Genomic DNA, 22,835 nt, shown 5'->3' with positions numbered 1-22,835 from the left:
TCATTAGTCAGATTCCCCTCCTAATCAAATCCAGCTGCATAGGAAGCTTTTTTCCTGCCATTGAAAACACAGAAAGTTTCCCATAGGCAAATTGGGACATGGCCATGTCCAACACCACTGGGCCTTCTGATCGGGGTATCCCTATCACTAATGGATTGTTCCCAAGCTTAGGTTCACTACCTCCCCAAGCGGGCATATTTGCTTTGGTATTGGTAAAGCAAATCCCAATTTTACCTGCCTTTACCGCCTGCCAACCAAAATTTCCCCCACGCATCCAATGGTTGGTGTTTTTTAAAGCGACGCAGCCTATCCCTAATTGCTCGGAAATCTTGATCGCCCTCTCCATGGCAAAGTCAGCATTTAGATTTCCTACTCCCAATTGACCATCCCAACGCTCAAACACCCCTAGATTGCTTTCTATTTCAGGTTCCTTTGTAGGATTTACATATCCTTTCCGAATAAATTCCAGAAGTTTCAAAAATCGATTTACGCCATGAGACCGAACCCCATCAAGATCCGTTTGAGCAAAAAGCAGTGCACATTTTTCAGCTCTTTGGGCATCAAAGCCATAGCGCTGCAGCACACTTTCCAATGTCTTTGACAGTTCCTCAAAACTTATATTCAGATCATTCATAGGTAGATGTAACAATTCTCCATTCTTAAGCTCGACTATTAAATCATGGGAGTGGCTCTTTTACATAATTGTAAACAGATGCCCCAAGGATCTCTCAGCATTACTAAATGGGATCCATCCGGTAATATATCATCTGAAAACTCTGTGGCCCCAGCTGCTATTAACCGGTTTTTATCCCCCGTAGGATCTTGGGACACTAAAGCAATATGGACCGCAAGGGGGTGTAATTTTTCAAATTCCAGGGTTTCCCCTTTTGGGTTATTGTAAAGTTCCAGCATGACGGTTCCGCTATCGTCTGCCAGAAAAATCATATTTGGAGCTTCCTCCATTTTCTTTTTTACTGTGAGACCTAAATGTTCTTCGTACCAAAGAGCAGTCGCTTTTGCATCGGGAACATTGATGGCAAAGTGTTCAAATTTCATGGATTGGTCTGATTTTTTTTATCAAGTTACTCATCAGAAATGAAAAGTTTGGCAGGAACAAGCTTCGAATCCCTACTCAAGGGATATTAATCGTTTAAAACCTTGCTTAAAAAGCCATCCATCAGATCAATGGTAGGTTGAAACCAGGGCTCATAAAGCAGAAAGAAAAACTGAATTCGAATAAAATTCATAGGAACGTATTTTGGGCAAATTAGTAATAGGGTAAAGACCTTTTCCTCATCAACTTAGTCTTTTAAAAACTTGACTAGCTCAGGAAGCTCTCTCTTTAATTCTTCCACTGCTAAATCGCATACCTTGAAAGCTCCTGTTGGAGACAAATGAGTATTATCTTCTTTTCCTTTAGGAAACGCTGAATAATCACCAGATCGGTAATGAAGGAATAACTCCTTGGATTTTTCTACTCCAAATTGATGGAGGAGCTCAACTGTTTTTGCATGCAAATCAAACAAAGGCACTTCATATTCCTCTGAAAACTCTCTTACTACTTCCGAATACCTACCATGAGTATCAATCAAGTCTCCATGTTCATCGAAGCTTCTTCTCGAAATGGGAGTCGCTAAAATGGGATTACCTCCTTTGCCTCTGACATCTTTAATGAATCGAATTAAATTATCCCGATAGGTAGAATCCGCAAAAGAATAGCGATCCTCAGAATTTATTTTCTGATCATTATGACCAAATTCAATGATCACATAATCTCCTTCCTGCAATCGTTCCATCACTACATCCCACCTGCCTTCATCCCTAAAACTTTTGGTACTTCTTCCATTCTTGGCGTGATTTTCAAAACGAATCCCCTCTTTGAAATACAAAGGAAATACCTGTCGCCAACCCTTTTCGGGATTACTTCCAGCATATGGTTTATCCGCCATGGTCGAGTCTCCGACCATAAAAAAGTAATCTCTTCTCTTGAAACTTTATCACTAATAATCACAGCAAAACCTAGTGAGAATAGAGAAAGTAGGATCACAAATAACTTCATCTTATTTCAATTTTACGGCAGAGGCTGGTAGACCATTTCCTTTTGAAATCTGATCTGGACTTGAAAAATCTGCTTGATCTAATTCAATTTGATCAGAATTGCCCAAGATCCGAACGGCTGGTTTTCCATTTTTCTCAAATTCATAACCACTAACAGTGACTCCTTGGCTATTGTAGATTGTCAGTGGTACTTCATCAGTACCCAAAACACGTACATTGATCAATTCAAGACCTGCCGCATCAATGGCCGTAATTCCATTTTTGGCCTCTAAAATAGCATTTTCCAATCTCACGTTTTCAAGCTTCATCTCAGGCAAACCCATAAAGAAAGCTGCTGTTTCCGAATTGGTCACCTGGATATTTTTCATGCTGATATTTCGAAAAACAGGAGTTTCCTCGGTTACTGGCATCATCTTCTCTTCTCTCGCCTCATCTTCTTCACTTTGATCTTCCTCAATGATGGGGCTATTCCCAGTATAAAACATATTAAACCCGATCGCTTCTGTTGGGATTCCAATCATATCTATATTGGAAATCCAGATATTTTCCACCACTCCTCCACGTCCACGGGTACTTTTGAATCTCAACCCTATGTCTGTGCCGATAAAAGTGCAGTTTGAAACATGAATGTTTTTCACTCCGCTGGACATTTCACTTCCCACTGTCACACCTCCATGTCCATGATAAACGATGTTATTTTTAATGATCACATTCTCTGTAGGAATTGCTCGGTCTCGACCATCTTGGTCTTTACCGGACTTGATGCAAATGGCATCATCTCCAACATCAAAGGTATTGTTATAAATCAGTGCATTTTTACAAGATTCCAGGTCCAAGCCATCCCCATTTTGAGAATACCAAGGATTTCGGACATTCAGGTTTCGAATAATTACATCCTCACTCATCAATGGATGGATATTCCAGGCTGGTGAATTCTGAAAAGTAGGACCATCCAATAAAACCCGTTTACTTTCCCGGATACTGATCATCACTGGACGGAGAAAATCTTTCATTTTTCCCAATTCCTTGCGATCAGTAATATCTGGCACATTGAAACTGCTACTAGCATTGTATCCATCCAAAAAAGACTGAGATGGAAACCAGTTTGACCCCTCTACAATCCCTCCTGATTTCACTAAGTTATTCCATTGGCTCTCCGTCATTTTCCCTTTTTTCACCGACCTCCAAGCATCTCCGCTTCCATCTATTGTCCCCTTTCCCGTAATCGCAATATTTTCTACGCGCTAAGCATTAATGGGTGATATACATCTGATGGTATTAAGGCCTTCAAAACTGGTTTCTACCAATGGATAGTCATCCTTATCCTTACTAAATATTATCAAGGCCCCATCTTCCAAATGTAGATTGATGTTACTCAGCAAGGTAATAGGACCAGTCAACCAAATCCCCCTAGGGACCATCACTTTTCCTCCTCCCAATCTTGCCACTTCTTCTATGGCAGCTTTGAAGGCATTTGAGTTTTTGGTTAAGCCATCTCCTACCGCTCCAAATTCCACAATGCTTTTCTCTAATTCAGGAAATCTGGTTTCTTTTACTTTAGGCATTTCAAACTCTACTCCATCATAGATCGATTGAATAGATTCCTGGGCAATTAAATCCTTTCTGATTACTAGGACCAGAAGGCTCAGAAAGCAAATACATTTTAATGGCTTCATATTTTGGGTCTTATTTTTTTGCTACTTTTTGTACTCCTGTTTTTTTGAATCAAAAAACCAAAAGCATGACATCACAGGTTACTTTTTCTGTTTTGAAACTTTATATTAAAGATCAATTCAGGGAATAGGTAGGCTTGAGTATCCTTAGGCAGAAACCTCGATTTTCATCAAAAACCAAGATCTACAAAATCTTGGAGAACTCCCCATTACCCCTTTTGAACATAATCTTCTAATTATCAATTATTTACAAGAAAACCTGTTTAAAGATAACAATTGAATCTATTTTTGAGCAATCGATTGCATATTAAAAACTTTTGATTGGATTTAAAAATCAAAATTTAAATAATCACTTAGAAGCACATTCTATCAATCAGTTAGATAAACTATTTAACCAATTGTCAATAGTAATTTCAGTACGCACATCCAAGATTATTTGATTATATTGCGCAAACGATTACATTAATTCCCCAAATGAATACTGAAATAACCACCCGATACTCTTCCCACCCAGAAGATTTCAAAGCCTACCCAACTTCGGAAATCAGAAATAAATTTTTAATCGAAGATTTATTCAAGGCCGATAAAATCTCAGGGGTTTACACCATGGAAGATCGTCTAATTGTGGGAGGTATTCACCCGGTCCATTCCCCTATCCAATTAGAAGCAGTAGATCAATTAAAAGCAGAAAATTTCCTAGATCGAAGAGAAATAGGAATTATAAATATCGGAGCAAAGACCAAAATAGATATCGAGGGAACGTCCATAGAGCTGGACCATAAAGAAGCATTATACATTGGAAAAGGAGCGAAGGAAGTTGTTTTTCACCCTTCTCAATCGGGAGATACCTACTTATACTTTAATTCTGCTCCTGCCCATCAGGAGTATCCAACTCGGAAAATCACCAGAAAAGATGCTGAGGTCATGACCCTTGGCTCCCTTGAAAACTCCAATCATCGAACGATTTATAAACTGTTGGTCAATTCAGTTCTTGAAACCTGCCAACTTCAAATGGGAATGACAGAATTAAAGCCTGGGTCTGTTTGGAATACTATGCCTGCACACACCCATGACAGACGGATGGAGGCCTACTTCTATTTTGACCTAAGTGCGGAAAATGTGGTATCCCATTTTATGGGGCAAGCAGACGAGACAAGACATATTTGGTTAAAGAACCATCAAGCAATCATTTCACCGTCTTGGTCAATTCATAGTGGTGCGGGGACTTCCAATTATACCTTCATATGGGGAATGGCTGGAGAAAATATGGATTACACAGATATGGATGGAATCAAACCTGTGGATTTAAAATAGATATGAAGCCCAACTTCGATTTAAAAGGAAAAATAGCACTTGTCACTGGAGCCACTCATGGGTTGGGAATGGCCATGGCAAAGGCGTTGGCACTTAGCGGGGCAAAGTTGGTAGTCAATGGCCACACTCCTTCAAAAAGGAAATTGCCATTGAAAATTATACCAATGCCGGCATTCTAGTTCACCCGTACCTTTTCAATGTATCCGATGAAATCGCTGTGAATAATTCCATTTCAAAAATAGAGTCTGAAGTAGGGCATATAGATATTTTGGTCAATAATGCGGGGTTGATACAACGGACTCCTGCCTTGGAAATGAACCCTAGCGACTTTAGAAAAATTATTGATATTGATTTAGTCTCTCCTTTCATCGTTTCCCAAAGAGTAGCTAAATCTATGGTCAGCAGAAAGAAGGGAGGAAAGATCATCAACATTTGTTCGATGATGAGTGAATTGGGACGAGATACAGTTAGTGCCTATGCTTCAGCCAAAGGTGGCTTAAAAATGCTTACGCGCAACTTGGCTACCGAATGGGCAAAACACAACATTCAGGTCAATGGAATTGGTCCTGGCTATTTTGCAACAGAACAAACCGCTCCCATAAGAGTCAACGGACATCCTTTCAACGATTTTATTATCGACAGAACACCAGCAGGAAGATGGGGAAACCCTGAAGATCTCGGAGGCGTAGCGGTCTTCTTGGCTAGTGAAGCCAGCAATTTCATTAATGGCCAGGTCATCTATGTTGATGGAGGAATCTTGGCAACAATTGGAAAACCTCATGGAGAATAACCTATCATTTACCATGTCAAGAATCAATAGACCCAAACATCAGACTTGTAATGAAGAAACAAAAAGCAACGATTCATGATATTGCTGAGAAGCTGGAAATAACCGCCAGCACTGTATCTAGAGCCCTCAATAATCATCCTAGGATATCTGAGGCTACTAAAAGAAAGTGTTGAAAGTAGCGAAGCAACTCAATTATCAACCCAATCACATCGCATCCGCATTAAGGAGTGGAAAAAGTAGGCTCATTGGAGTAATCGTCCCAACAGCCAACCGGAATTTCTTCTCTTCTGTCATTCGAGGAATTGAAGAAATTGCGAATAATCTGGATTATAAAATTGTGATCTCCCAATCTTACGATGAGTTTGAAAAGGAGGCACAAACAGTAGAGACTTTACTGAACGCCAGAGTGGATGGTGTCATTGCTTCCATTGGCAAGACCACGGAGAATTTTGAACACTTCGAAAAAATCATTCAAAAAGGTATTCCATTGGTGCTTTTCGATCGGGTATCCAATGATTTGGAGGTTAGTCAAGTGGTCATAGATGATTTTTTGGGAGCCTACCAAACCGTAGAACACCTGATAAAAAATGGCGCTAGAAGAATCGTTCATTTTACCAGTTCACAAAGAATCAATATCTACAAAGAGAGGAAAAGGGGATATGAAGAAGCTTTGATGGATCATGGAATAAAACTTGATCCTGATTTAATCATAAACAGTAAAATGCAATTAGAAGATGGGAGGCAAATGACAGAGGAGCTACTTAACAATGGGGTTAAATTTGATGCGATCTTTTCTTCCTCCGATTATTCAATCATGGGGGCTATGCAGGTATTGAAAGAACATGGTTTTAAAATACCCCAAGACGTAAAATTAGCAGGTTTTGGAAATGAACCTTTTACTTCCTTTACAGAACCAGCCATCACTACGGTAGATCAAAAAGTATACCCATGGGTAAAATTACTGCTGAAACCTTTTTCGAATTATTGAATAATGACAAACCTGACCCCGTAGCAAAAAGAACCATTTTGAAACCCGAATTGATTATCAGAGGCTCCTCTTCTTAATCAACTGACTTCCTATTCTACAAGACAGAACAATAATCCCATATCCATAACTTAGCTTATACAAATTTTTCCACTTCTCTGAAATACGTCAAAAACAATGAAACAACTTTCAAAATCAGAAATCAATACCACAGAAAGACCAGTTAAAATTCTCCAGTACGGAAATGGAAATTTTCTCAGGGGGTTTACCGATTTCATGGTAGATGAGGCAAATGAGAAAGGAGTTTTTGACGGAAAAATTCAGGTAGTTCAGGTACATTCTCCGGTAGTTGATCCCAAAATGATTGCACAAGACTGTTTGTTTCATGTGGTTATTCGCGGGTTGAAAGATGGAAAAAAAGTAGATGAAGTAAAATTAATCACCTCTATTTCTGGAATCAGTAATCCGAATGAGGATTATAAATCCTACCTCCAATTGGGAGAAAACCCTGATTTACGTTTTATCATTTCAAATACTACGGAGGCAGGAATCCAGTTTGATCCCTCAGATGTAGACCCTAGCAAAATTCCAGACTCTTTTCCTGCCAAGGTTGCTGCGCTTTTATACCATCGATTTGAACATTTTAAAGGAGATCCAAGCAAGGGGCTGATTTTTATTCCTTGTGAACTAATAGAGACCAATGGAGGCAGTTTAAAAGAATGCATCGATCGGTATGCTACACTTTGGAAGCTTCCAAATGATTTTACCGAATGGCTATTTTCTTCTTGCATTTTTTGTAATACCCTGGTGGATAGAATTGTGCCAGGGTTCCCGAAAGACGCCATTAAAGAGATTCAGGACAAAACAGGGTTTGAAGATCAATTGACCGTAATGGCAGAGCCATTTCATCTTTGGGTAATTGAAGGCCCAGATCAGATAAAACAGGAATTTCCCTTACACTTGGCTGGTCTCGACGTGAAATTTGTCAAGGATTTGACTCCTTACCGAACCAGAAAGGTCAGGATCTTAAATGGTGGTCACACCTCTATGGTTCCCTTTGCCTACCTATCGGGAATCAGAACGGTACGCGAGGCGGTAGAAGATCCGGTAATGGGTCAATTCATGAAAGAGGCGATATTCAATGAAATCATTCCTTCCCTGGACATGCCTCAAGAGGAATTAGAGCAATTTGCCCATGATGTATTGGAACGATTTGCAAATCCATTTATTCATCATGAGCTTATTTCAATCGCTTTAAATTCCATCTCAAAATTTAAAGTCAGAGTCCTCCCTTCTCTATTGGAATATTATAAAAAACACAAAACCTGGCCTCCGATGCTCGTAAAATCCCTAGCTACATTGTTGGTGTTTTACAGAGGAAAAACTCTTGATGGGGAAAGTATTCCACTGAAAGATGACCCGAACATTTTAGAAACATTCAAGTCCGCCTGGGAGATGCCTTCCACCAAAGAGACCATTTTAAAATTACTTTCTTACGAAGACTTCTGGGGGCAGAATCTCCATGAATTGAAGGGCTTACCGGAACTTGTAATAAAGGAATCTGAAGCGCTACTTACTTCGTAATCCAAACCCGGGGATCTTGTCTCAACAAGCGGACAATGGCTCCATATAAATCTGGGTTATAACTAAAAAATTCATGGGGTCTTTCAAAGAAATTCTCTACAGCTACCGCAAAGAATTCATGTTCATTAATTCCTCCCTCCTTCCTGAAGAAAGAGGGTGAATTTTGAGCAAGGATTTCCAGCTCCTTTTCAGCTAGTCGGGAATATTCACGATAGGTTTCAGGATTAAAAAAGTCACTTTCCCCATTACTTTTGATCAAATTCTCCAGTTTCAAGGCATGGGCAATTTCATGGATCCCTAAATTTACCCCATCCTTTTCATCAGACATTCCTTCAAGAAAACTACTCCAGGAGACAACAATGACTCCCAATTTGGGATTTACCTCTCCTTTATGATAACTCTTGGAAATCGAGCTATAATACACATTGGGATAAATTAATATTCTTTTGAAATGAGGCAGTTTAATTTTTTTCCAGCCAAAAGTCACCATGACTATAGTAGCCCCGATCAACAATTCCATTTCCTGGCTGACCATATGGATACCTCCCCGGCCAATAAATTCTTTGGTGGTAAGTACCAGTTCTAACTTCTCACAAAACTCCTTTTTATGGACGGTAGAAAGCCTTGAAAAATAAGGAAATTTACTTTCTAGGATAAAAAGATCAGATGCTTCCAACTTGCGTTTAAAAAGCTTGTTCTTAAATCCTCAAAAAAACGAATCGTACTACCTAATTTATAGCCAATCATAATTTCAAAAAAAATGGCAGATACCCAAAGGTAACTGCCATATCATATATTAGCAACAGTTATTACCTCGCGTAATTCACTGCTCTCATTTCCCTGATCACGGTGATTTTAATCTGTCCAGGGTATTGCATTTCCTTCTCTATCTTTTGTGAAATATCAAATGACAGCTTACCCGCTGTAGAATCATCCACATTATCTGCATCTACCAACACGCGAAGTTCTCTTCCTGCCTGCATTGCAAAACATTTATTTACTCCGTCGAAACTTAAGGCAAGCTCTTCCAAATCTTTCAGACGCTTGATGTAACTATCCATTACTTCACGTCTTGCACCAGGTCTTGCGCCAGAGATAGCATCCGAAGCTTGAACGATTGGCGAGATCATGGAAGTCATTTCAATCTCATCGTGGTGTGCGCCTATCGCATTGCAAACCTCAGGGTGTTCCTTGTACCTCTTGGCGATTTCCATCCCCAAAACTGCGTGAGGAAGTTCTTGCTCCTCAGGCCACACTTTTCCAATATCATGAAGTAAACCTGCTCGCTTGGCCAGCTTGGCATTGAGTCCCATTTCAGCTGCCATCGTAGCAGATAATTTCGCCACTTCTCTAGAGTGCTGAAGCAGGTTCTGACCATAGGAGGAGCGGAATCTCATTCTTCCGACCATTTTGATCAACTCTGGGTGAAGACCATGCACTCCAAGATCGATACACGTTCTTTCTCCGATCTCCACAATTTCTTCCTCGATGTTTTTCTCGGTCTTAGCAACGACCTCTTCAATCCTTGCCGGATGGATTCTTCCATCCTGAACCAATCTATGAAGAGACAATCTCGCTACCTCTCTTCTAACTGGATCAAAGCCCGAAATAATGATCGCTTCTGGAGTATCATCTACGACTATCTCAACGCCGGTCGCCGATTCCAAAGCACGGATATTTCTACCTTCTCTACCAATGATTTTACCTTTGATATCATCACTTTCGATATTGAAAACAGACACACAGTTTTCTACTGCATGTTCAGTAGCAGTTCTTTGGATGGTATCCAATACAATCTTCTTGGCTTGCTTGGTTGCTGACAATTTCGCCTCATCCAAAATATCCTTGATCTGGGAAGACGCCTTCGTTTGAGCCTCTTCGGTCAGCATGGTCACCAATTGCTCTCGGGCTTCTTCCCGAGTCAAAGCTGCCACTTTTTCCAAGTCTGCGATTCGTTGATTAGTTACTTTTTCAAGCTCCTCTTTCTTCACTTTCACTGCATGGAGCTGAGCATTTAAATTCTCTTTTTGACTATCCAGTTCAGCTTCTTTTCTCTTTAATTGTTCCAGCTCCTTGGATACATGTTGTTCTCTCTGCTTGACCTTATTTTCATTGGTAATGATAATATTCTTCTTCGTATTTACCTCTTCATCAAATTCTGATTTGAGCTTCAAATACTTTTCTTTGGCTTCAAGAATTCGGTCTTTCTTAATGGCTTCGGCATTGATTTCTGCCTCTCTAAGCATGGATTTAACACGCTCTTTGGTCTCCTCTTCGAGTTTTTGGTTTTTATTTTTAATCAATAAACCCGCTATCGCGGCTCCTGCACCAAGCCCTACCAGGGCGGCTAGGATTATGTATAATATATCTCCCATAGGTTATTTATATATGAAATTCACCTGCGGAGAATCTAAAAATTCCTGAAATAAGTGGGCAACAAATAATTACAAGGCTTTGGTCAGCAAAGCATTCAAATGGGACAAGCTCGTGCGTATATGTTCACTATCTTCTGCATTCACTTCATTGGTTTCCAATGACTCTACCATACAGTCAAAAGCTACCATCGCTAGCAAATCCTGATTATCATCCAATCCAAACTCCTCCTTGTACCTTTTCAATTTTTCATTAATCAACTTGCCTGCATGCCTAATCTTGGCTTCATCCTCGATTTTGACGCGCATCGGATATTCTCTATCCCCAATTTTTACTTTTATGGCAAGTGTCTCCATATCACTCGGATAAGTAGGCGATTAAATGATCGATTTCTTGTATATAATTATTGATTAATTCACTCATTTCGGTGGAATCTCCTGAATTCACCGGTCGGCTATCCACAATGTTACTAATTTTAATTTTATTTTTAAAATATTCGATTTCCTGCTCTTTTTGACTCAATTCAGACTCCATTTCGGTCATTTTTGACCTCAATTGCTCATTTTCTTCAGTTAAAAGAATCAATTTCTTACTGGCTTGATGCACCAGTTTTTCTAATTTTTGCAGTTCGTCGTGGATCATTTTCTAAGTACGGATCAATGCACCTACTTCTTTTTCAAAGGCTTGAATCAATTTACTCATTGTTTTATCAATTACCTTATCGGTCAGGGTATTTTCCTGATCTTGTAGATGAAAACTCAATGCGTATGCCTTTTTACCCGCATCGATTTTATCACCTTGGTACACATCAAAAACGCCAATTCTTCTTAATAATTTTCCTCCGAACTTAATTCCTACGGATTTTACTTGATCAAAGGTTATCGATTTATCAATTACCAAGGATAAGTCTCTTCGCACTTCCGGGAATTTGGAGATCTCCTGGTATTTTTTGAGACCACTTGCTTTCTTGCACAATAAGTCCCAATCCAACTCTGCGAAGAACACTTCCTGTCTTACCTCCGCCAGCTTAAGAATTTTGTCATCCAATAGTCCAATGGTACCAATCTCTTTTTGGCCCAACATTAATTTCAGTCCATAGGCATAAGGAGCAGATTCCACCATGGAAACATCACCCACGCTGATATTCAGTTTTTCAAGGATTTTCTCTACTGTAGAATAAAGATCTGAAAAGCCAAATGGCCGAGTAGGCTCCAACCAACTTTCTGAGGATCTATTGCCAGATAGGAAGATGGATAATTTCCTTCCTTCCTGATACCCTTCTTCTGTTTTATGGTAAACCGTTCCAAATTCAAAAGTCTTTAAATCGGTCTGTCTTCTATTGATATTTCTAGCCAAGACTTCCAAGCCAGTAAAGAGCAAGGTTTGTCTCATTACCCCTAAATCCTCACTTAGCTTATTATAGATTTCCACACTTTTGGAAGCATCCAAAAAGCCGGACTTCTCCGCATAGCCTGGCTTCGTCAAACTATTGGTAATCATTTCAAAATACCCTTGAGCAGAGAGAATCTCGGTCATTCGGTATTGAAGTTTATTCAGATCCTTGACAGGGTGCTCAGCCAAATATTCCGTTTTTAAATTTTCGGAAAGCAACACCTGATGGAATCCATGAATCCTTAAGATTTCTTCAATGATATCTGCTTCACGCGTCACGTCTACACGGTAAGGCTTTGCGATCGCTGTAAAACCGGTCTCTGTTTCATTTTCCACCTTGATTTCCAAGCTTTCCAAAATAGACCTCACTTCAGACGGTTCAATCTTCTTACCGATCAAACGATTGACATGTCCATACTCCACCCCTATCATAAAATCCTGTATTGGATTAGGGTAAAGATCAATAATCTCGGAAGCTACTTTCCCTCCTGCTAATTCCTGAAGTAGTTTTACTGCCTGCTTCAATGCAAAAACCGGCATGTTTGGATCTGTTCCTCTTTCAAACCTGAAAGAAGCATCCGTCTTTAAGCCGTGGTACTGGCTTCCTTTTCGAACCACATCGGGAGAGAAATAGGCAGATTCCAAGAAAATAGAAGTAGTTGCATCAGAAACACCTGAACCTTCTCCTCCAAAAATCCCTGCGATACATAATCCCCCTTTCGGATCCTTGATCATCAACTCCTCTCCAGAAAGCTTGCGCTCTTTCTCATCCAAGGTAGTAAACTTGGTGTCTTTAGGAAGTTTGCCTACGATGATTTCACCCTGATCAATTTTCTCCGCATCAAATGCATGTAGCGGTTGACCTAAATCATGCAAGATGAAATTGGTGATATCCACTACGTTATTGATAGGTTCCAAATCAAGGGATTTCAGGAAATCCTGAAGCCATTGTGGAGATGGACCTACTTTTAAATCTGTAATCACCACTCCGGCATAGCGAGGGCAATCATCATAATTTTCTACTTTTACTGATATCTTTGGCCCTGAAGCTTCTACAGTTAGCTCAGGCTCTTCTGGAAGCTGGATTTTCTGTCCCAACAAAGCCTGAAGATCTCTTGCCACCCCTAAATGGGAAGCTGCATCAGCTCTATTTGGTGTCAGCCCAATTTCAAGCACTTGATCTTGGGAGATTTCCAAGTATTCAGAAGCTGGAGTTCCGTTTGCCAATTCAGTCTGCAACACCATGATGCCAGCATGACTGGTACCAATTCCCAATTCATCTTCTGCACAAATCATTCCTTCAGAAACCTGTCCACGGATTTTCGCCTTTCTTAAGGTCAATGGATCCCCTGATGTAGGATAAATGGTGGCACCTACTTTGGCTACGAGCACTTTTTGACCTTGAGCGACATTGGGTGCTCCACAAACGATTTGTACCGGATTTCCTTCCCCGATATCCACCGTAGTCAGACTCAGTTTGTCCGCATCGGGATGCTTTTCACAGGTAAGGAGTTCTCCGATCACAACACCTTCTAAAGCTCCTTTGATGGACTCAAATTCTTCCAGACCTTCTACCTCAAGCCCTGACCTGGTCAACAAAGCCGAAATTTCCTCCGGGCTTTCTGTGAGGTTTAGGTAATGCTTGAGTCTATTTATTGAAATTTTCATTGATTTAAAGCAATTGCTAACGAATCAAGGATTCGCTTGGATAAACAAAAGGGGTTCTAAAACCCCAATTTTCTCACAAAAATAAAAATTACTATAAGAAACCCCTATAAAAAATTAAGTTCTATTGCTAGGAAGGTAATTCAAAAACATAAATATTTTTGGTAATTAATCCTTGAACATAGATCCTTTGGGTGTATTTATCAAAATAAAAATCATAAGGTTGAAGATTATCATCAATTGTTCCAGTCTCAAATTTTAAAATTTTTTCTAGAACGCATTTTTCATTCGAAATTGAAAAAATCAATAAATGCCTTGTTTTGGATCTATCCAAACCAATCCTGTCTGTAAAAGATAAAAATAATTTTCCCTCTGAAAATTGAGTATTATCAATTAAAACTGGTACTAATTCAGAATTTCCTTGATTTTGACTCTTTTTTATGTCCATTTCTAATGAATCCAATGATCTCTTAATGGGCTCAAAAGAATCAATATGAAAGCTATTTAATAAACCACCTTTCTGGTTTCTTAAATCAATAATCCCTTGATTTAAATATATTTGGATAAGTTCTTCGTTCTCATTTAAAACTATATGTTGAATAAGTCTATTATTATCTGGCATTTCAGCACCTTTTTCAGCACCAAATCTCTCAATAACATTTCCATTAACATCTATTTTCACTATTGATTTTCCGGTTTCTGGATAGATCGAAAAATATGAATTCCCTGAATTATCCACCTCAAACCTTTTATTGTATGTCAATTCGGGCATTTTAAAGGAACTTAAAAATTCTCCTTTTGAAGTTTCAAAGATATTCAATCTATTATTTCCTCGGTCCAACACATATAATGAATCACCTTTTACTTTAGAAAAAGTAGGTGATTTAAGTGAGCCGGGACCACCTCCTTGTGATTTAATTAACTTAACAAGCTCTAAATCCTTGTTTGTGATGATTATAGAAGCATCATCTTTACTAATTATATAGACATGATTTTGATCCGTAGAAAAAGAAACATTTTTAAAAAATAATTCATTTCCAATTTGATCTAAAATAAATATAGGTTTTAGTCGAATTAATTCTGGTTCAGAAATACTTTCACTTGAACAAGCTGAATTGATAAATATTAAAGCAAAAAAGAATAGTAAATGCTCTCATAAGTCTTGATTTAAACTAAAAATATATTATGTTTTTTTTAACAAATCACCCAAAGTTGTTATTGTTCTTAATAAACATACATTAACAACTTTGAGTTTTTAATGGTTAGGTATTCCCCCATTTCTACAAGACGCTTCAGATTTTGCTCCACTAGCCCAAGTACAGCTTACATACCCATCGCCAGATTCGCAATATGAATCCGCAGAACAATATATAACCTGATTATCCGGACATGTAGCTTGAGCATCGCAAGCAAACAAATTTACACCAAGGAGGCTAGGAATAAGAAAAGCAGACTGAAAATAACTTTTTTCATAATGAATAAAATTTAGTTTAAAGAAATATTACATTCCTAGTTAAAAAAAAAAACGAACTGCAAAATTAATTAGCAAAAATATACGCAAGTTATTTCTCGTAATTTTTCTCACCAGCCTCAATTGCGATCTCCATGATGTTCTCACGAGGAGGAATAGGGCAAGCAAAATCAGGATTATAGGCACAATAGGGATTGTATGCCAAGTTAAAATCCAAGGTGATACTACTCTTTCCATCTTGTCTGGCATTGATGTATCGTCCTCCTCCATAAGTCTCAATACCACTGGTTTCATCTGCAAATGCCAAAAGAAGTTTCGCTTATCCGGCTCATCCATGGATTGCAAGAGCAGCAGCTTTTGAGGTTTCCCCGCCAATTCAAATTCCGCATAGGAATGCTCAATATATCGCTCCTTGGAACCATCTGTCAAAGGCACTTCGCGAACCTTTTTATTTTCTATGGGTACCATCAATGCTTTCACCTTATAAGTCGGATCGATGGGGTAAAAATTCAATTCGTTAAAATTCCGCTTTTGCTCCTCTGTCAAAGGAGAGTCGATGTTGAAGCGAATGAATTTAAATTGTCGCTCCCGCTCGGCTTCTATTTTTTCAATGTACGCTTCAGGACTTTCTGTCCCCGTCAAGGTATAGGCGATCGCAGCCACAATTACCGCAGCTACAAATAAGAATAAAATATTTTTTGGCTTCATGTGTTTAGTTTGGTCTACCCAAAGATGTCCTTGCAATTTGCTTTGGAATTGCCGCATGCCTTTTAACCCACCCAACAGGGCGAGGGTTTCAGCATGCAAGGCTTCATCCTTTTAGATCATTCCTTCATCGGCGAAGCTAAAGTAGCCAACATCTGTAAAAATAACATGATCCAATATGGGCAAATCCATTTCCCTTCCCACTTTGACCAGTCTTTCTGTCAATCTTTTGTCTTGTTCGGAGGGTTTGAGGTTGCCACTGGGATGGTTATGAACCAGAATCATGGATTGAGCCAAGTATTCCAAAGCCGCTTTAAAAACCAATTTGGTATCTACTACGGTTCCAGCAGTCCCTCCTTGAGAAATAAGATGTTTCTTTAGGACTTGGTTGGATCTACTTAGCAACACCAAGTAAAAATACTCGATCTGCTCATCCTGAAGATCAGGCTTCATCAATTCATAAATATCTTGAGAACAGGTGATTTTAGGCCGCTGGATGGGTTCAGAATCCTTTCTCCTTCTTCCCAGTTCTAGCGCAGCAATGATGGAAATGGCTTTTGCCTCTCCTATTCCTTTAAACTTCTTGAGGTCTTGAATGGTCAAGCGAGCCAATGAAAAGAGGTCGTCATTGACTTTGGATAAAATATGTCTGGATAAATCTACTGCACTCATGGAAGGTGTTCCAGATCCTATTAAAATCGCAATCAACTCGGCATCAGATAAGGCGGATTTGCCTTTGAGGAGTAATTTCTCACGGGGTCGATCTGCTTCAGCTAGTTGGGAAATTTTAATAGAGGAGTAATTTTCCATAATAACGTATAAAAAAGTTCAACTAAAAATACTAACTTAAAGACAATAAAAAAACCCTGACAAGCAGGGTTTTTTATAAAGATAAATCTTTATGGATTATCCAAGAGCGTTAACCAACTTGGCTAATCTTGATTTCTTATTATTAGCGTTGTTTTTGTGAATCACATTCTTCTTCGCCAATTTATCCAACATAGAAACTACTTTTTTGTAAAGCTCAGTTGCTTCAACTTTATCAGTAGTAGCTTTCAATCTTTTGATGAAAGTTCTAGTCGTTTTGGCTTGGTATCTGTTTCTCAAACGCTTCGCTTCGTTTGCACGAATTCTCTTAAGTGCTGATTTGTGATTTGCCATATCTAGTTATTATAAATAAATTCTTTACGTTCCCCTATTCCGAATTGGAGTGCAAAGTTATCAGAAATTATTTACACTGCCAATTTATTTCTCAGATTACTATAAATAGAAGCTGCTTCCAATTGAAAAAACTGGATAAAACGCCTATCCAGGCACAAATATAGGTGTTTTCAAAAGATTTAACACTGGAAACTTTTAAGATTTTTATTCCATGAGGCCCCTCTTTTTCCTTCTGATTTTACCATTTCTCTATAATTTCCCTCCTAATCCCTGGGGATTTTTCGCTCATTCGTTAATCAATCGAATGGCTGTTTATTCCCTGCCTCCCGAATTAATTCAGTTTTATAAACCTCACATTCAATTCATTAGTGAAAAAGCAGTCAATCCCGATCGAAGAAGGTACGCAGTCGAAGGCGAGGCAGAAAAACACTACATAGATCTTGACCGATTTGGAGATGATCCACTTGAAAAAATACCAGTATTCTGGTCCGATGCCGTAGAAAAATTTACGGAAGATAGCCTTAGAGCTCATGGAATTGGTCCATGGGCAGCTTATTTCACCTTTGTTCAGCTCACCCAAGCTTTTGAACACAAGGATTTAAATGGCATCCTGAGACTGTCTGCCGATTTGGGGCATTATTTAGCTGACTTGAACGTCCCATTACATACCACCCAAAACTACAATGGACAGCTCACAGGACAAGAAGGCATTCATGGGTTTTGGGAAAGTAGGATCCCCGAACTGATGAGTTCCGACTATGCGCTCTGGGTAGGAAAAGCAGAATACATTTCACAACCTCAGCAAGCCATCTGGGAAGCCATCGCTCAAGCTCATACACAAGTGGATTCGGTTTTAACGTTTGAAAAAACCCTTTCGGAAAACTTTGATCCTGATCGAAAATATGGATTTGAAGAACGGAACAGCCTGACTGTAAGAGTGTATTCAAAAGAATTCACCAAGACCTATGCCTTGGCTCTTGATCATCAAGTGGAACGACAAATGAAAAAGGCCATTAAGATGATCTCCGATTTTTGGTATACCGCCTGGATCAATGCCGGGCAACCGGACCTTAGCACACTAGAAGGCAATAAATCGGATGAGGAGATTTTTTTACCAAACCCAAAAGTCAAAGCTAGAAAGCATGATAATGAGTAGGTAGATAAGCAGGGGTCAGCTTGCCTGCCGAAGGTAGGTGGTCATGTGAATTGAATTTGACAAAGTAGAAAGATTTTCAAGGTAGGAAAGCAGAATAGAAATAAAATCAGAAGGCTGAATTATAAAATCTTAAACAACAAAATAATGGACAAAGATTTAAAAGTTAGGACAAAGAAATTTGCTTTAGAAATCATTCAATTAGTTTCCGAACTACCCAAAAACACTGTTGGATTCGAACTTGGCAAACAACTTGTTAGATCTGGAACATCAATAGGAGCCAATTATCGCTCTTCTCAAAGAGGTCGTTCTCGTGCTGAATTCATTTCTAAGCTATCAATTGTACAGGAGGAGGCTGATGAATCAATCTTTTGGTTAGAACTGATTTTGGAATCAGAGCTATTAAAAAGAGAACGAGTCCACTCAATCTACAAAGAGGCAAACGAACTCACCGCTATTTTTACTACTATGGTTATTAACGCCAAAAAGAACTCCTAACCAATATTTGATTAGCAAGATTTTCAGCTTTTAGACTTTAGCCTTCTGAATTCAAATTATGACTTCAAATAACGCTCAATCGCCCTTCCCAATCTTCTAAAAGTATCCTTAAATACTTCCTCGTTTTCCTCCAACAAAGTCACTCGAAATCCCCGTAAATCCGAACAGAAAGAAGAAATCGGCACCACACAGATTCGTTCGGATACCAATAAATAATACACAAATCGCTTATCCAGTGGCATTTCGGGATCGGTCAACCAACCTTCCAGCAAAGATTTTAACTTTGGATCTTCTATGGGCAAAGACTGCTGCGGGTTCAACAAAGCTTCATCGAAGACGATGGTATTATAAAAGGCTCCCTGAGTAGGATTGAATTTAATGCCTTGTATATCGCCTAATATTTCAGACATCCAATCACTTCTCTTTCCAATCTGGGCATTGGCTTCCTCTCTATATTTAAAGTATTCTGGATGGGACATGATTTTAGGGATCGCCAATTGGGGCAATATGGTAGAGCACACCTCTATCATTTTGGCATTCTCCAAAGTGGTACACAACTTGGAAAATTCCTTGGAAGACTCTCTATTATAAAACTCCATCCAACCGCATCTGGAACCAGGCCATGGGAATTCCTTGGAGATCCCTTTCAGAGAAATTGCTGGCCGACCTCCAATTACCTCCGCTAAAGAAACCGCTTTGATCCCATTGTAGGTGATGTTTTGATAAATCTCATCCGTGATCAAAAGCAGATTATACTCATCCGCAATTTTCACAAATGCTTCCAACACCTCTTTTGGGTACACCATACCCGTTGGATTATCCGGGTTGATGATCAAAATCCCAACGATAGAAGGATTATACCTCACTTTTAGATACAAGTCCTCCATATCCGGTAACCACTGGTTGTCCGGATCTAATTTATAGGTAATGGGAGCCGCATTGGCATGTGCTGCCTCTGCTGAACTATGTGTGGAATATGCTGGTGAAGGTCCAATGATTCTCGCAGTTGGAATGAGGAATTGGTACAGCTTGGCAATGGCATCTCCCAAGCCATTAAAAAACAAGATATCTTCGGCAGATATGGTCGTCCCTCCTTTTTCATTGTTGAGATCCGCCAAATAGGTTCGGGTCTCCAACACCCCTTTGGAATCGGCATATCCATAGGATTTATTCTCCTTGACCAAATCAGCCACAATGGCTTTCATCCACTCTGGAACTTGATTACTTTTCTGAATGGGATCCCCGATATTTTCCCAGGTCATGGGATAGCCCAAAGCTTCAATCTGCCGGGCTTTTTAACGATCCCCGGATTTCATAATTTAATTCTTCTGCTCCGGGTCTGAGGAGTAACTGTCTCATAGTTCAATAGGCTTGGTGCGGAATAAATCCGCCACAAAGAAACGAAAAAGGAAAAGAAAATTGCCAAATCGAGGGAAAGAAGAAATTATTTAAAAGAGATACTTGAAATGGGAGTTTTACAGTGTGCAGCTTGGTGATCAATCATCAATTTAAAATGGTCAATTGACAATTTCCAATGGAAAGAAAACTTTGATTCATCCAAAAGTATTGGAAACGAAAACATCTCCATAGACAAGTAGACAGTGATCAGTATTCAGCTGGCCTGCCGAAGGTAGGTGATCAATTTAAAATGGTCAATTGACAAATTCCAATGGAAAGAAAACTTTGATTCATCCAAAAGTATTGGAAACGAAAACAACTCCATAGACAGGTAGACAGTGATCAGTATTCAGTGATCAGTGATCAGTGAGCAGCTTGCCTGCCGAAGGTGGGTGAGCAATTTAAAATGGTCAATTGACAATTTCCAATGGAAAGAAAACTTTGATTCATCCAAAAGTATTGAAAACGAAAACAACTCCCCCTTGGAGAAAAAATTCGATTTAATTCCAATCCTTTTAACAAAGGGGGTTAGGGGGATTTTGAAGCCATTACTAATTATTAAATCAGTGGGCAGCTTGCCTGCCGAAGGTAGGTGAGCAATTTAAAATGGTCAATTGACAATGTTCAATAGAAAAAATACCTAATTCTGGCCCAAAAGTATTGGAAAGGAAAACAACTCCCCTTGGAGAAAAAATTCGATTTAATTCCAATCCTTTTAACAAAGGGGGTTAGGGGATTTTGAAGGTAATACAAATTATTAAATCAGTGAGCAGCTTGCCTGCCGAAAGTAGGTGATCAATTTAAAAATGGTCAATTGACAATGTTCAATAGAAAGAATACCTAAATCTGGCCCAAAAGTATTTTGAAACGAAAACAACTCCCCTTGGAGAAAAAATTCGATTTAATTCCAATCCTTTTAACAAAGGGGGTTAGGGGGATTTTGAAGCCATTACTAATTATTAAATCAGTGGGCAGCTTGCCTGCCGAAGGTAGGTGAGCAATTTAAAATGGTCAATTGACAATGTTCAATGGAATGAAAACTATTTTTTAAGCCAGAAAGGATTTTGAAGCCAATACAAATTATTAAATCGGTGGACAGTCGACTGTGTCAAAAATCCTAAAGTCAATAAGCGCTAAAGAACACCCCAAATTGCAGGGGAAGAGATCCCAGATAAATTAACCCATTCACCATCTCCTTTACAGTCGAATTTGCACCAACATCAAATAATTCCCAATTTTCGCAACCAGCATGGTAATTCCCTGCGTATCATGATTTAACTACATTTCTCTAGTCCAAAAAAAGGAACGTATTTAGCTCCTTTTCAACAGCCCCTATTTAAACTAACCCACGTGTTTCCTTTGATTATCCGAATTGCAATTGTCCTAGCCCTCTTCTTCCTGATCGATTGGTATTCCTTCCAAGCGTTCAAAACGGTGTTTCCAAACCAAGTTTGGGTGAAGGTCTTGTTTTGGGTCTTTTCTGTCTCCGTTTACATCTTTGTTACTTATGGTTTTTTATTCTTCGACCGAAGTAGCAATAATAATATCAACCTAGGGAGGATGGTATCCCTACTTGTGCTTTCTCTGATTCCAAAGTTGATTATTCTGGGTTTAATGTTTGGAGAGGACATCATCCGGTTTCTTACAGGTACTTTCCAGTCGGTTACCGGAACAAGAGAGGGCGACTTCTTGCCAGATCGACGGAAATTCATCAGTCAAACGGCGCTGGCACTTTCCGCCATTCCTTTTTGGGCATCCTACATGGAGTATTGATAGGGAAATACCGCTATCGCGTAGTAAATCACACCCTGGAATTTGAGGACCTGCCCGAAGAGTTTGACGGGTTCACCATCACTCAGATCTCGGACATTTATTCAGGCAGCTTTGATGATAAAAAGAAACTGGAATACGGAATAGACTTGATCAACCAGCAGGAATCCGATGTCATTTTATTTACGGGCGACTTGGTCAATAACCATGCACGTGAAATGGAACCTTGGGTGGATACTTTTAAGAAGCTTCAAGCTCCCATGGGCAAATACTCCATCCTGGGCAACCATGATTATGGGGATTACATGTCCTGGCCTAGTAAAGAAGCCAAAGAGGCAAATCTGAACCGATTGGCAGACATTCAGAAAGAACTGGGATTTCAGCTCTTACGGAATGAGAACGTCAAACTCCAAAAACCTGCTCGCAACGGAGCCGAAGGAGCCACAGCCAGCATCGATCTGATCGGCGTAGAAAACTGGGGAAAGGGATTCGCCCAATATGGAGACTTAGGAAAAGCCGTCTCCAACCTCAGCGAACAAAGTTTTAAAATCCTGATGAGCCATGACCCTTCCCATTTCGATGAGGAGGTAAAGAACTTTTCTCAGCTGATCCATCTGACCTTGAGTGGGCATACTCATGGGATGCAGTTTGGAATCGAGATTCCCGGCTTTATCAAATGGAGTCCAGCCTCCTTCCGTTATCCCAAATGGGCCGGTTTATATCAGGAGCTGGGTCGCTACTTGCATGTCAACCGTGGTTTTGGATTCTTAGCCTTCCCCGGACGTGTCGGCATCTGGCCAGAGATTACGGTGATTAAGTTGAAGAAAAAGTAATGATCAGCTTGC

Annotated in this window: 21 protein-coding genes and 3 pseudogenes; 9 read left to right on the top strand and 15 right to left on the bottom strand. The window is 39.5% G+C overall.

What is annotated here, in order from left to right:
* Nucleotides 1-7: 7 nt before the first annotated feature.
* From V8V91_RS21120 to V8V91_RS21100, 5 genes are all read right to left on the bottom strand, one after another.
* Nucleotides 8-634, bottom strand: coding sequence for an Ldh family oxidoreductase (locus V8V91_RS21120; protein ID WP_373397077.1), 627 nt, complete (start codon nt 632-634; stop codon nt 8-10).
* 38 nt (nt 635-672) lie between these two features.
* Nucleotides 673-1,056 carry a VOC family protein gene (locus V8V91_RS21115; protein ID WP_373397076.1) on the bottom strand — a complete coding sequence of 128 codons (384 nt, stop codon included), beginning with the start codon at nt 1,054-1,056 and terminating at the stop codon, nt 673-675.
* 245 nt (nt 1,057-1,301) lie between these two features.
* Nucleotides 1,302-1,967, bottom strand: coding sequence for a rhamnogalacturonan acetylesterase (locus V8V91_RS21110; protein WP_373397074.1), 666 nt, complete (start codon nt 1,965-1,967; stop codon nt 1,302-1,304).
* 93 nt (nt 1,968-2,060) lie between these two features.
* Complete coding sequence (locus tag V8V91_RS21105; protein ID WP_373397073.1) at nt 2,061-3,236, bottom strand: glycoside hydrolase family 28 protein; 1,176 nt, start codon at nt 3,234-3,236, stop codon at nt 2,061-2,063.
* Between the two features lie 66 nt (nt 3,237-3,302).
* The gene (locus V8V91_RS21100; protein ID WP_373397072.1) at nt 3,303-3,734 is read right to left on the bottom strand and encodes a hypothetical protein; all 432 of its coding nucleotides are present in this window, start codon (nt 3,732-3,734) and stop codon (nt 3,303-3,305) included.
* A 471-nt stretch (nt 3,735-4,205) separates the two neighbouring features.
* Here V8V91_RS21100 and kduI point away from each other — a divergent pair, with 471 nt between their 5' ends.
* From kduI to V8V91_RS21075, 5 genes and pseudogenes are all read left to right on the top strand, one after another.
* A complete protein-coding gene (gene kduI / locus V8V91_RS21095) occupies nt 4,206-5,045 on the top strand; it encodes a 5-dehydro-4-deoxy-D-glucuronate isomerase (RefSeq protein ID WP_373397071.1) in 840 nt (279 codons plus the stop codon).
* 2 nt (nt 5,046-5,047) lie between these two features.
* Nucleotides 5,048-5,835: pseudogene (locus tag V8V91_RS21090) on the top strand (gluconate 5-dehydrogenase).
* A 50-nt stretch (nt 5,836-5,885) separates the two neighbouring features.
* Nucleotides 5,886-6,008 (top strand): LacI family DNA-binding transcriptional regulator, encoded by a 123-nt coding sequence (locus V8V91_RS21085; protein ID WP_373397070.1) that lies wholly within the window; start codon nt 5,886-5,888, stop codon nt 6,006-6,008.
* Nucleotides 6,005-6,823 (top strand): LacI family DNA-binding transcriptional regulator, encoded by an 819-nt coding sequence (locus V8V91_RS21080; protein WP_373397068.1) that lies wholly within the window; start codon nt 6,005-6,007, stop codon nt 6,821-6,823. Before V8V91_RS21085 ends, V8V91_RS21080 begins: the two co-directional genes overlap by 4 nt.
* A gap of 174 nt (nt 6,824-6,997) precedes the next feature.
* Entirely contained in the window at nt 6,998-8,404 is a 1,407-nt protein-coding gene (locus V8V91_RS21075; protein ID WP_373397067.1) for a tagaturonate reductase, read from the top strand.
* Here V8V91_RS21075 and V8V91_RS21070 read toward each other — a convergent pair.
* The 9 genes and pseudogenes from V8V91_RS21070 to rpsT form a co-directional block, all read right to left on the bottom strand.
* Entirely contained in the window at nt 8,394-9,080 is a 687-nt protein-coding gene (locus V8V91_RS21070; protein WP_373397066.1) for a zinc-dependent peptidase, read from the bottom strand. The two genes, V8V91_RS21075 and V8V91_RS21070, sit on opposite strands and share 11 nt — an antisense overlap.
* Nucleotides 9,081-9,213: 133 nt before the next feature.
* Nucleotides 9,214-10,779: a ribonuclease Y gene (gene rny, locus V8V91_RS21065; RefSeq protein ID WP_373397065.1), complete on the bottom strand. Its 1,566-nt coding sequence runs from the start codon at nt 10,777-10,779 to the stop codon at nt 9,214-9,216.
* 69 nt (nt 10,780-10,848) lie between these two features.
* Nucleotides 10,849-11,133: a cell division protein ZapA gene (locus tag V8V91_RS21060; RefSeq protein ID WP_074222941.1), complete on the bottom strand. Its 285-nt coding sequence runs from the start codon at nt 11,131-11,133 to the stop codon at nt 10,849-10,851.
* A 1-nt stretch (nt 11,134) separates the two neighbouring features.
* Complete coding sequence (locus V8V91_RS21055; protein ID WP_373397064.1) at nt 11,135-11,419, bottom strand: hypothetical protein; 285 nt, start codon at nt 11,417-11,419, stop codon at nt 11,135-11,137.
* A 3-nt stretch (nt 11,420-11,422) separates the two neighbouring features.
* A complete protein-coding gene (gene pheT, locus V8V91_RS21050; RefSeq protein ID WP_373397063.1) occupies nt 11,423-13,837 on the bottom strand; it encodes a phenylalanine--tRNA ligase subunit beta in 2,415 nt (804 codons plus the stop codon).
* Nucleotides 13,838-13,964: 127 nt separating this feature from the next.
* Nucleotides 13,965-14,654, bottom strand: a complete 690-nt coding sequence (locus V8V91_RS21045; protein ID WP_373397062.1) for a hypothetical protein — start codon at nt 14,652-14,654, stop codon at nt 13,965-13,967.
* Nucleotides 14,655-15,396: 742 nt separating this feature from the next.
* Nucleotides 15,397-16,013, bottom strand: a pseudogene (locus V8V91_RS21040) (DUF1684 domain-containing protein).
* Between the two features lie 111 nt (nt 16,014-16,124).
* Nucleotides 16,125-16,820, bottom strand: a complete 696-nt coding sequence (gene radC / locus V8V91_RS21035) for a DNA repair protein RadC (protein ID WP_373397061.1) — start codon at nt 16,818-16,820, stop codon at nt 16,125-16,127.
* A 96-nt stretch (nt 16,821-16,916) separates the two neighbouring features.
* Nucleotides 16,917-17,171 carry a 30S ribosomal protein S20 gene (gene rpsT, locus V8V91_RS21030; protein WP_074222937.1) on the bottom strand — a complete coding sequence of 85 codons (255 nt, stop codon included), beginning with the start codon at nt 17,169-17,171 and terminating at the stop codon, nt 16,917-16,919.
* Between the two features lie 304 nt (nt 17,172-17,475).
* Between rpsT and V8V91_RS21025 the strand changes: the two genes are divergently transcribed.
* Nucleotides 17,476-18,327, top strand: a complete 852-nt coding sequence (locus V8V91_RS21025) for a zinc dependent phospholipase C family protein (protein WP_373397059.1) — start codon at nt 17,476-17,478, stop codon at nt 18,325-18,327.
* Nucleotides 18,328-18,471: 144 nt separating this feature from the next.
* Nucleotides 18,472-18,822 (top strand): four helix bundle protein, encoded by a 351-nt coding sequence (locus V8V91_RS21020; protein WP_373397058.1) that lies wholly within the window; start codon nt 18,472-18,474, stop codon nt 18,820-18,822.
* Nucleotides 18,823-18,878: 56 nt separating this feature from the next.
* Here the strand turns inward: V8V91_RS21020 and V8V91_RS21015 are convergent.
* Nucleotides 18,879-20,181 (bottom strand): annotated as a pseudogene (locus V8V91_RS21015) (pyridoxal phosphate-dependent aminotransferase).
* A gap of 1,389 nt (nt 20,182-21,570) precedes the next feature.
* Between V8V91_RS21015 and V8V91_RS21010 the strand changes: the two are divergent.
* Both V8V91_RS21010 and V8V91_RS21005 read left to right on the top strand, forming a co-directional pair.
* A complete protein-coding gene (locus V8V91_RS21010; protein WP_373397057.1) occupies nt 21,571-21,993 on the top strand; it encodes a hypothetical protein in 423 nt (140 codons plus the stop codon).
* Nucleotides 21,969-22,823: a metallophosphoesterase gene (locus tag V8V91_RS21005; protein ID WP_373397056.1), complete on the top strand. Its 855-nt coding sequence runs from the start codon at nt 21,969-21,971 to the stop codon at nt 22,821-22,823. The genes V8V91_RS21010 and V8V91_RS21005 overlap by 25 nt, the downstream gene beginning before the upstream one ends.
* Nucleotides 22,824-22,835: the final 12 nt, after the last annotated feature.

This window comes from Algoriphagus halophilus, assembly GCF_041729275.1.
Lineage (GTDB): Bacteria > Bacteroidota > Bacteroidia > Cytophagales > Cyclobacteriaceae > Algoriphagus > Algoriphagus halophilus_A.
This window is presented reverse-complemented; position numbering and strand designations above follow the sequence as displayed.